The sequence below is a fragment of the Streptomyces sp. NPDC044002 genome, from assembly GCF_056434525.1.
In genome coordinates, this window is the sequence record NZ_JBWKEZ010000047.1 from 61,057 (window position 1) to 70,096 (window position 9,040).

Consider the following 9,040-nt stretch of genomic DNA (forward strand, 5'->3'; position numbering starts at 1 on the left):
CCACCGCCTAGGGTGCGGCCATGACGAAGACAACGGGCACGAAGAAGTACGCCGCCCTCCTGCGCGGCATCAACGTCGGCGGGAACAAGAAGGTCCCGATGGCCGAGCTGCGCTCCGTACTGGAGGGCCTCGGCCACGGCGACGTACAGACGTACCTGCAGAGCGGCAACGCCGTCTTCAGCAGCGCGGAGACCGACACCACCGCCCTCGCCCGGGGCCTGGAGGCGGCCATCGAGGCCCACTTCGGCTTCCGGGTGCCCTGCCTCGTCGTCGACGGGGACCACCTCGCGGCCGTCGCCGCGGCCTGCCCCTTCCCGGCGGCCGAACTGGAGGGCAAACAGCTCCACGCCACCTTCCTCTCCGAGCAGCCCGGCCCCGAGCGCTTCGCCGCGCTCGACGGCGCCGCGTACCTCCCGGAGGAGTACCGGCTCGGGGACCGCGTCCTCTACCTCTACGCCCCGGACGGCCTCGGCCGCTCCAAACTGGGCGAGGCCCTCGCCCGGCCCGCCGTCGTCAAGGGCCTGGACGTCACCACCCGCAACTGGAACACCGTCGTCAAGCTCGTGGAGCTGACCCGCCCGTGAAAACGGGACGGCCCGGCCCGGCTCAGCGCCCCGACGGCTCGACGGTCTCGTGGCCCTCGGCGTCGATCCCCTCGGCCGGGCACACCGCCGTCGAATGCGGCAGCCGGCCCTCCAGCAGGAACCGCTCCACGTACTGGGTCACGCACCGCGAGCGGCCGAAACCGGTGTGCCCCTCGCCCTTGTGGTCCAGGACGACGGCATTGCCGAGCACCCGCGCGGTCTGCTCCGTCCACGGGTAGGGGGTGGCCGGGTCCCCGCGGCCGCCCACCAGCAGCATCGGCGGCGCCTCGACGCCGTGGATCGCCGAGGTGGGGTCGGTGGGCGCGGGCCAGCCCTGGCAGTAGGCGATCTCGGTCAGCTCGCCGGGCCCGAAGACCTCCGAAGCGGCCAGGAACCGCGGCCGCAGCGCGTCCAGCTGCCGCTGGAACGCCACCGGGTCGCCGCCGACCCCCCGGTCGGGATAGTCGGCGCAGCTCACCGCCGCCCAGGCGGCCGCCACGTTGTCCTCCTCCGGAGCCGCGGACTCCAGCAGCCCCGACGGGTCCCGCTCCCGCACCAGCGCGCCCAGCCCCCGGGCCAGGGCGGGCCACTGGGAGGGCGCGTACAGATGGTTCTCCAGCGCCAGCGCCAGGTCCTGCCCGCCGAACTTCGCACCGCCCTTCGCCGCGAGCGGCCGGCCGTCCAGCTCCGCTACCAGCGCGGCGGTCCGCCCGTTCGCCTCCCTCCGGGTCACCCCGGAGAACACGCAGCCCGGCAGCCCGGCGCACCAGTCGAGGAAGGCGTCGTACGCGCGCTGCTGCCCCCGCGCCGTCTCCAACGCCTGGTCGGCCAGGGAGTCCGAGAGGGTGTCGACCCCGTCGAGCACCATCCGCCCCGTACGCCCCGGGAACTGCGCCGCGTACACGACACCGATGCGCGTGCCGTAGGACCAGCCGAGGTAGTTCAGCTTCCGGTCCCCGAGGGCCTGGCGCAGCACGTCCAGGTCCCGGGCGACGTTCACCGTCCCCACGTACGGCAGGACGGGCCCCGAACGTGCCCGGCAGGCGCGCTGCGCCGCCTCGGTGCCGCGCAGCAGGGCGGCGCCGTCGGCGGAGTCGGGGTCCTTCAGCGGGAGGGCGCCGCCGCAGCTGATGGGCGCGCTCTCGCCGACCCCGCGCGGGTCGAAGGCGACCAGGTCGTACGACTCGGCCAGGTCCCGGTAGCGCTCGGTGCGGCCGAGGTCCTGGATCCGCTCCCCGAGCGCGCTGACCCCGGGGCCGCCGGGCCCTCCGTAGTTGAGCACCAGGGACCCGAGCCGGTGCGGGCCGGTGGCCGGGAAGCGGGTGAGCGCCAGCTCGACCGTGCCCCGGGCGGGGTCCCCGTAGTCCAGCGGCACCGTGAGGCGCCCGCAGCGCATGGAGTCCTCGAACGACGCGGGGCACGGGCCCCAGTCGATCCGCTGCCCGTAGAACCGGGCGAGCCGCGGGTCGTCGGGACTCGGCGGCGGCGAGCCGGCCGCCCCGAGCGCGGTGGCACCGAGCGTGGTGGCACCCAGCGTGGCGGCGACGAGTGCGGCGGCGCACAGCGAAAGGGCGGGGCGCACGGCACCTCCCGGGGGTCGGCCCCCTCCGGCGGCGGGCTGCCGCCCCCGGCCCCGGCACCCGGCCCGGAACGATCACGTCGCTTCCAGCGTAGCCCGCCCCCGCGCCGGTGCCACCCGGCCGGCCGGACGCCCTACCCGGCCCCCACCGCGTCGAGCAGCGCCAGGTCACCGTCGGACAGGGACAGCGACGCCGCGGCCAGGTTCTCCGCCAGGTGCGCCGGCGAGCCGGTCCCCGGCGTCGGGCACAGGACCGGCGAGCGGTGCAGCAGCCACGCCAGCGCCACCTGCCCCGGGGCCGCCCCGTGCGACGCGGCCACCTCCGCGACGGCGGCCGCGCCCTCGCGGGTCAGCGACCCGCTGCCCAGCGGGTAGTACGGCAGGAAGGCGATCCCCCGCGCCTCGCACAGCGCCAGCACCTCGGCGGAGGACCGGTCCCGCAGGTTGAACGGGTTCTGCACGGCCGCGACCGGTACCGACTCCGCCGCCAGGAGCAGCTGCTGCGCCGTGACGGTGTTCAGGCCGATGTGCCGGATCTTCCCCTCCGCCCGCAACTCCGCGAGCGCGCCCAGCTGTTCGGCCATCGGCACCGCCGGGTCGAAGCGGTGCAGCTGGTACAGGTCGATCCGCTCCAGCCGCAGCCGCCGCAGGCTCGCCTCGCACATCCGCCGCAACTCCTGGGGACGGCCCGCCACATGCCATTCGTCCGGCCCGGTGCGCACCACCCCGCCCTTCGTGGCGACCACCAGCCGCTCCCCGTACGGGTGCAGGGCCTCGGCGACCAACTCCTCGGCCAGGTCGGGCCCGTAGTTGTCGGCGGTGTCGATCAGCGTCACGCCCCGCTCCACCGCGGCCCGCAGCAGCGCCCGCGCGTCGGCGCGGCTGCCGCGCGGCCCCCAGTAGCCGGTACCGACCAGCCCGCCCGTACCGAGACCGAGACGGCGGACGGGCAGGTCCCCGCCCAGCAGGAGCGTCGAGTTCGTCATGGCCCGACCGTAGCCGGGCCCGACGGGTGTGTCAGGCTCGGGGCATGCGTTACATCATCATCGGCGCCGGTGCGATCGGCGCGACCATCGGCGGACGCCTCGCCGGAACGGGCCGGGAGGTCGTCCTCGTCGCGCGCGGCGCGCACGCCGAGGCCCTGAAGGCCGACGGGCTGCGGCTCACCACCGCCGACGGCACCCGCGTCCACCGGCTCCCCGTGGTCACCGGCCCGTCGGAGCTGGGCGAACTCCGCCCGGACGACGTACTGCTGCTCACCGTGAAGACACAGGACGCCATCGCCGCCCTGGACGCGTGGGGCGACGCGGAGGTCGCCGGCGGCGGCACGGCCGCGCAGCGGCTGCCGCTGCTGTGCGCGCAGAACGGCGTGGAGAGCGAACGCCTCGCCCTCCGCCGCTTCTCGCGGGTGTACGGGGTCTGCCTCTGGCTCCCCGCCACCTTCCTGGAGCCGGGAGTGGTCTCGGCCCTGTGCACCCCGCTCACCGGGATCCTGCACCTCGGGCGGGCCGCCGGCGGGTCGGACGCGCGGATCCGGGCGATCGCCGCCGACCTCGGCGGGGCGGGCTTCGAGGCGCCCGTCGTCGAGGACGTGATGCGGTGGAAGTACGCGAAGCTGCTCGGCAACCTGGGCAACGCCATCCAGGCGACCACCGGCCCCGAGCCGGAGCCGGCCAAGGCGGCGCTGCTGCTGCGGGCCGTCCGGGAGGGCAAGGCCGCCTTCGACGCGGCGGGCATCGGCTACGTCACCGAGGCCGAGCAGTCGGCGGCCCGGGACGGCAAGGTCGACCAGCCGGCGGGCGTACGGGGCGGCTCCTCCTGGCAGAGCCTGGCCCGCGGCACGGGCTCGGTGGAGGCCGACTACCTCAACGGTGAGATCTCCCTGCTGGGCCGCCTCCACGGCGTGCCCACCCCGGTGAACGACGTCCTGCGCCACGCGGCGAACATCTTCGCCCGCGAAGGCCTCCCGCCGGGCGCGATGTCCATCGCCGACCTGACCTCCCTGGCCGACGAGGCCGCGGCCCGCGGCTGACGGTGCCGCGCCGCCGCCCCGGTGTCGGGGGCGGCACCTCAGGCCGTGAGGGCCTCGTGCGGGGCGCGGGCCGGGGCCGCGGTGTCGTAGCGGTGCAGGAGGAGGCGGGCCAGCTCGGGGGCTGCGCCCAGGACGGGCGCGATCACGTCCGCGCCCGCCGCCCCGGCGCCCGCCGCGATGCGGTCGGGGAGGAAGCCGGGGGCGATGACGTACGGGGCGACCGCCACGCGGCGGACGCCCTCCGCGCGCAGGGCGCGTACGGCGTCCTCCGTGCGGGGAAGGGCAGCGGAGGCGAACGCAGGCCGCACGGCGCACCAACCGGTGTGCCGCCACTCCCGCGCGATTTCAGCGATCACTGCGATCGCCTCCGGGTCGGTGGAGCCGGCGGACGCGAGGACGACACCGGTCGTCGCGCGGTCCGCCGGGGTGAGGCCGAGGCCGGCCTCGGCGAGGCGGCGCTCCAGGGAGGCCACCAGCAGGGGGTGGGGGCCCAGGACGTCCGCCACCCGGACCGAGAGGTCGGGGAGCCGGACGGCCGACTCCGCCAGGACCGCAGGGATGTCGGCCTTCGCGTGGAAGGCCCGGGTGAGGAGCAGCGGCAGGGCCACCACCTCGCGGACGCCCGACAGGTACAGGGAGGCCAGGGCCTGGGAGACGGTCGGGCCGTTGAAGTCCAGGAAGGCCGTCTCCACCCGGAGCCCGGGCCGCAGCGACCGGGCCCGCCCGACGAGGGCGTGCACGGTCGCCGCGTGCCGCGGATCGCGGCTGCCGTGGGCTATGACCAGAAGTGCGCGGGACATCGGGTGCTCAGTTCTTGACCAGGAGGCCGCGGCTGCGCAGGACCCAGCGCTCGACGGGGCTGAAGATCAGCAGGTCGATGGCGATGCCCACGACCAGGATCAGGATGATCGCGAGGAACACGCCCGGCAGGTCGATGTTGTTGCGGCCGTTCTCCAGCAGCTGGCCGAGGCCGAGGCCCAGGTCGGGGGAGCTGGCGATGATCTCGGCGGCCATCAGGGAGCGCCAGGAGAAGGCCCAGCCCTGCTTGAGCCCGGCGACGTAGCCGGGCAGGGCGGCGGGCAGCACGACGTGCCAGGCGCCGCGCAGGCCGGTGGCGCCCAGGGTGCGGCCGGCCCGCAGGAACAGCGGCGGGATCTGGTCGATGCCGGAGACGAGGCCGTTGGCGATCGACGGCACCGCGCCGAGCAGGATCACCGTGTACATCATGGCGTCGTTGAGGCCGAACCAGAGCACGGCCGGCGGCACCCAGGCCACCGAGGGCAGGGACTGCAGGCCCTGGAGGATCGGGCCGATCGCCGCGCGGACGAACTTCACCCGGGCGACGAGCAGGCCGAGCGGGGTGCCGATGGCCAGGGCGAGGAGGAAGCCGAGCAGGCCCCGGGAGACCGAGGTCCAGATGACTTCGAGGAGCGTGCCCTTCAGCCACATCGCGGACAGGCTGTCCCAGACGGCGGACAGGGCGGGCAGCTTGGTCTCGTCGGTGACCTTCAGCGAGACGAGGACCTGCCAGACCACCAGGACCAGGCCGACGGCCAGTACCGGCGGCAGGACCTTCTTGACGAGGACCTCGCGCACCGGGGTGCGGTGGGTCTGGACCGCGTCGAGCGCGTCCAGGCCGGCTTCCAGGCCGGCCAGGTCGTCGGTCTTCGCCGTGGCCTTCGGAGTGGTGTCAGTGCTGGCCATGGCGGCGGATCTCCCCACGCAGGTGTTCAGTGATCTCGAGGGACAGTTCCGCGACGTCCGCGTCCTCGATGCGGCGCGGCTGCGGGATGTCCACGGTCCATTCCTTCGCGACCCGCCCGGGGCGGGAGGAGAGGAGGACGACGCGCTGGGCGAGGCGGACGGCCTCGCGCACGTTGTGGGTGACGAAGAGGACGGACAGGCCGGTCTCTTCCCAGATGCGGGTGAGTTCGCCGTGCAGGACGTCGCGGGTGATGGCGTCGAGGGCCGCGAAGGGCTCGTCCATCAGCAGGAGGCGGCTGTCCTGGGCGAGGGCCCGGGCGAGGGCGACGCGCTGGCGCATGCCGCCGGAGAGTTCGTGGACGCGCTTGCCGTAGGCGCCGCCGAGCCGGACCAGCTCCAGCAGCCGTTCGGCCTCCGGCCTGCGCCCGGCCTTCGGCACCCCGCGCAGCCGCAGCGCCAGCTCGATGTTCTTGCCCGCGGTGAGCCACGGGAACAGGGCGTGCTCCTGGAACATCAGGGCCGGACGGCCGAGGGTCTCGATGGACCCCGCCGACGGCTTGTCCAGACCCGCGACCAGGTTGAGCAGGGTGGACTTGCCACACCCCGAGGCCCCCAGGAGCGTGACGAACTCTCCGGGAGCGACATCGAGGCTGATGTCGTCCAGGACGAGCTGCGATCCGGCCGGGCCGGAGAAGGACTTCGAGACGTGCTCGATGCGGGCGGCGTGCGTCTGCTCCGCTACCGAGCCCTCGGCAGCCTTGGCGAGAGTGGTGGCCATGGCCGTCACCTCCTGGGATTGCTGGCTTCTGTGGATCAAGGGGGCGGGATTACTTGGCGCCGAGGCCGGCGTCGGAGACCTGGGGCTTGCCGGCGGCCTTGAGGACCTTGTTCAGGAGCGTCAGGTCGTAGATGCCGGCCAGGTCGGGCTTCTCCAGGAGCTCGGCCTTGACGGCCCAGTCCGACTGCTTCTTCAGCGTCGCGGCCAGCGGGTCGTCGGTGACCGAGATGCTCGGCCACGCCGGGTCGATGACCTTCGGGTCCAGCCCCTTGCCGGTATCGGCGAGGAGCCGGGCGTTCGCGGAGGCCTTCGCCTTGTCCTGGTTCGAGTGGATCCACTCGTTGGTCTTCACCGTGCCGCGCAGCACGGCCTCGACCACGTCCGGGTGCTCCTTGAGGAACTTCTGCGACACGATGACGTTCGTGATCACGAACTTGTTCTCGGGCCACAGGCTGCCCTCGTCGAGGAGGACGGAGCCGCCGTCGGAGACGAGCTTGGAGGCGGTGGGCTCGGGGACCCAGGCGCCGTCGATGGAGCCCTGCTTGAAGGCGTCGGGGGTGACCTTGTTGTCGGTGCGGACGACGGAGACGTCGCCCTTGCCGGACTCGGGGTCGACCGTCCAGCCCTTCTCGGAGATCCAGTTGAGGAACGCGACGTCCTGCGTGTTCCCCTTCTGCGGGGTGGCGATCTTCTTGCTCTTGAGGTCGTCGAGGGTCTTGATCTTGTCCGGGTTCACGACGAGCTTGACGCCGCCGGATGCGGAGCCGGAGATGATCCGCAGGTTGGAGCCCTTGGACTTGACGTAGCCGTTGATGGACGGCGAGGGGCCGATGAAGCCGATGTCGAGGGAGCCGCCGTTGAGGGCCTCGATCTCGGACGGGCCGGCGTTGAAGGACTGCGGCTTGACCTTGGTGCCGCCCAGTTCCTTCTCGATCAGGCCTTCCTGGAGGCCGACCAGGGCGGTCGCGTGGGTCAGGTTCGGGAAGTACCCGATGCGGACCACGGACGCGGAGAGCTTCTGACCGCCGTCGGCGGCGGCCGGCTGGGCGTCGTCGGCGGACTTCTCGGCCTGGGACCCGTAGCCGCAGGAGGCGAGGGCGCCGATCAGCAGCGGCAGGGCGGCGACGGCGGCGAGGCCGCGGCGCAGGGTCTTGCGGGTATGACCGGTGGCAGGCACGGGAGGACTTCCTCTCGACGCGCCGTCATGGGACTACGGCGCAGGTCTTCGTCTGTGATGCGGGGGCAGGTACGGCTCGGGGGAGGTGCGCACGGGGTGCGCGTACGTCATCGCGCACATCGCGCCACTCCTCCCTGACCGCTGCCGAGGACGCCGCTGCCTACGCGGCCGCCCTCCTTCGCGAAAGTGGAGTAGATGTCGGCGGGCATCACTAGAAGTCCCACCCGTCCTCGTCCGCCGCCACGACCTCGGCCTTGGAGGCGAAGGACTCGCCCGCCATGCCGGCCGCCAGGGTGGTGCCGTCGGCCGGGTCGATCAGCAGGAAGGAACCGGTGCGGCGGGAGTCGGCGTACGCGTCGAGCGCGAGGGGCTCGGCGGTGCGGACGACGACGCGGCCGATGTCGTTGGCCACCAGCTGCCCCGGGTTCGGGTGCTGCGACAGGTCGTCCAGCGTCAGCCGGGAGGGGATCTCCTTGACGATCGCCTTGACCGTGCGCGTCGTGTGCTTGATCAGCACCCGCGCGCCGACGGCCAGCGGCTGGTCGGCGACGTGGCAGACGGTGGCGACGACGTCCTGCGTGGTCGCCGGGGCGCTCGCGGACGGCGCGATGAGGTCGCCGCGGGAGATGTCGATGTCGTCCTTGAGGCGCAGGGTCACCGACTGCGGGGACCACGCGATGTCCACGGACTCGCCGAGGGCGTCGATGCCCTCGATGACCGAGGTGCGGCCCGACGGCAGGACGGTGACGGCCTCGCCGACGCGCAGCACGCCGGAGGCGATCTGGCCCGCGTAGCCGCGGTAGTCGGGGTGCTCGGCGGTCTGCGGGCGGATCACGTACTGCACCGGGAAACGTGCCGGGCAGGCCGTCAGGTCGTGGCTGACCGGGACGGTCTCCAGGTGCTCCAGCACCGTCGGGCCGCCGTACCAGTCCATGTTCGCGGAGGGCTCGACCACGTTGTCGCCGGCCAGTGCCGAGATCGGGATCGCGGTGATCTCCGGGACGCCCAGCTCCGAGGCGTACGCGTTGAACTCCTCGGCGATCTTCGCGAAGACCTTCTCCTGGTAGTCCACGAGGTCCATCTTGTTGACGGCGAGGACGACGTGGGGGACGCGCAGGAGGGCGGCGACGGCGGCGTGCCGGCGGGTCTGCTCGATGACGCCGTTGCGGGCGTCGACGAGGACCAC

At 73.5% G+C, this 9,040-nt stretch carries 9 protein-coding genes; 2 read left to right on the forward strand and 7 right to left on the reverse strand.

Annotation, left to right across the window (positions count from 1 at the left end; all coding sequences use genetic code 11):
- Window positions 1–20: 20 nt before the first annotated feature.
- A complete protein-coding gene (locus tag AC07A6_RS29140) occupies window positions 21–584 on the forward strand; it encodes a DUF1697 domain-containing protein (protein WP_478779128.1) in 564 nt (187 codons plus the stop codon).
- A 22-nt stretch (window positions 585–606) separates the two neighbouring features.
- On the opposite strand, the gene AC07A6_RS29145 is transcribed toward AC07A6_RS29140, so the two are convergent.
- Both AC07A6_RS29145 and AC07A6_RS29150 read right to left on the reverse strand, forming a co-directional pair.
- A complete protein-coding gene (locus AC07A6_RS29145; RefSeq protein ID WP_478779129.1) occupies window positions 607–2,166 on the reverse strand; it encodes an alpha/beta hydrolase in 1,560 nt (519 codons plus the stop codon).
- A 131-nt stretch (window positions 2,167–2,297) separates the two neighbouring features.
- On the reverse strand, window positions 2,298–3,149 hold the full coding sequence (locus AC07A6_RS29150; protein ID WP_478779130.1) for an aldo/keto reductase: 852 nt from the start codon (window positions 3,147–3,149) through the stop codon (window positions 2,298–2,300).
- A gap of 44 nt (window positions 3,150–3,193) precedes the next feature.
- Between AC07A6_RS29150 and AC07A6_RS29155 the strand changes: the two genes are divergently transcribed.
- Window positions 3,194–4,195, forward strand: a complete 1,002-nt coding sequence (locus AC07A6_RS29155; protein ID WP_362474069.1) for a ketopantoate reductase family protein — start codon at window positions 3,194–3,196, stop codon at window positions 4,193–4,195.
- Window positions 4,196–4,233: 38 nt separating this feature from the next.
- Here AC07A6_RS29155 and AC07A6_RS29160 read toward each other — a convergent pair whose 3' ends face one another.
- The 5 genes from AC07A6_RS29160 to AC07A6_RS29180 all read right to left on the reverse strand — a co-directional run.
- Entirely contained in the window at window positions 4,234–4,995 is a 762-nt protein-coding gene (locus tag AC07A6_RS29160) for a sirohydrochlorin chelatase (RefSeq protein ID WP_362474072.1), read from the reverse strand.
- A gap of 7 nt (window positions 4,996–5,002) precedes the next feature.
- Complete coding sequence (locus AC07A6_RS29165; protein ID WP_362474075.1) at window positions 5,003–5,899, reverse strand: ABC transporter permease; 897 nt, start codon at window positions 5,897–5,899, stop codon at window positions 5,003–5,005.
- Window positions 5,886–6,677, reverse strand: a complete 792-nt coding sequence (locus AC07A6_RS29170) for an ABC transporter ATP-binding protein (protein ID WP_478779131.1) — start codon at window positions 6,675–6,677, stop codon at window positions 5,886–5,888. The genes AC07A6_RS29165 and AC07A6_RS29170 overlap by 14 nt, the downstream gene beginning before the upstream one ends.
- Before the next feature lie 49 nt (window positions 6,678–6,726).
- Window positions 6,727–7,854 (reverse strand): aliphatic sulfonate ABC transporter substrate-binding protein, encoded by a 1,128-nt coding sequence (locus AC07A6_RS29175; RefSeq protein WP_478779132.1) that lies wholly within the window; start codon window positions 7,852–7,854, stop codon window positions 6,727–6,729.
- A 211-nt stretch (window positions 7,855–8,065) separates the two neighbouring features.
- Window positions 8,066–9,040, reverse strand: a 975-nt coding sequence (locus AC07A6_RS29180; protein WP_478779133.1) for a sulfate adenylyltransferase subunit 1, incomplete at its 5' end; no start/stop codon positions are given.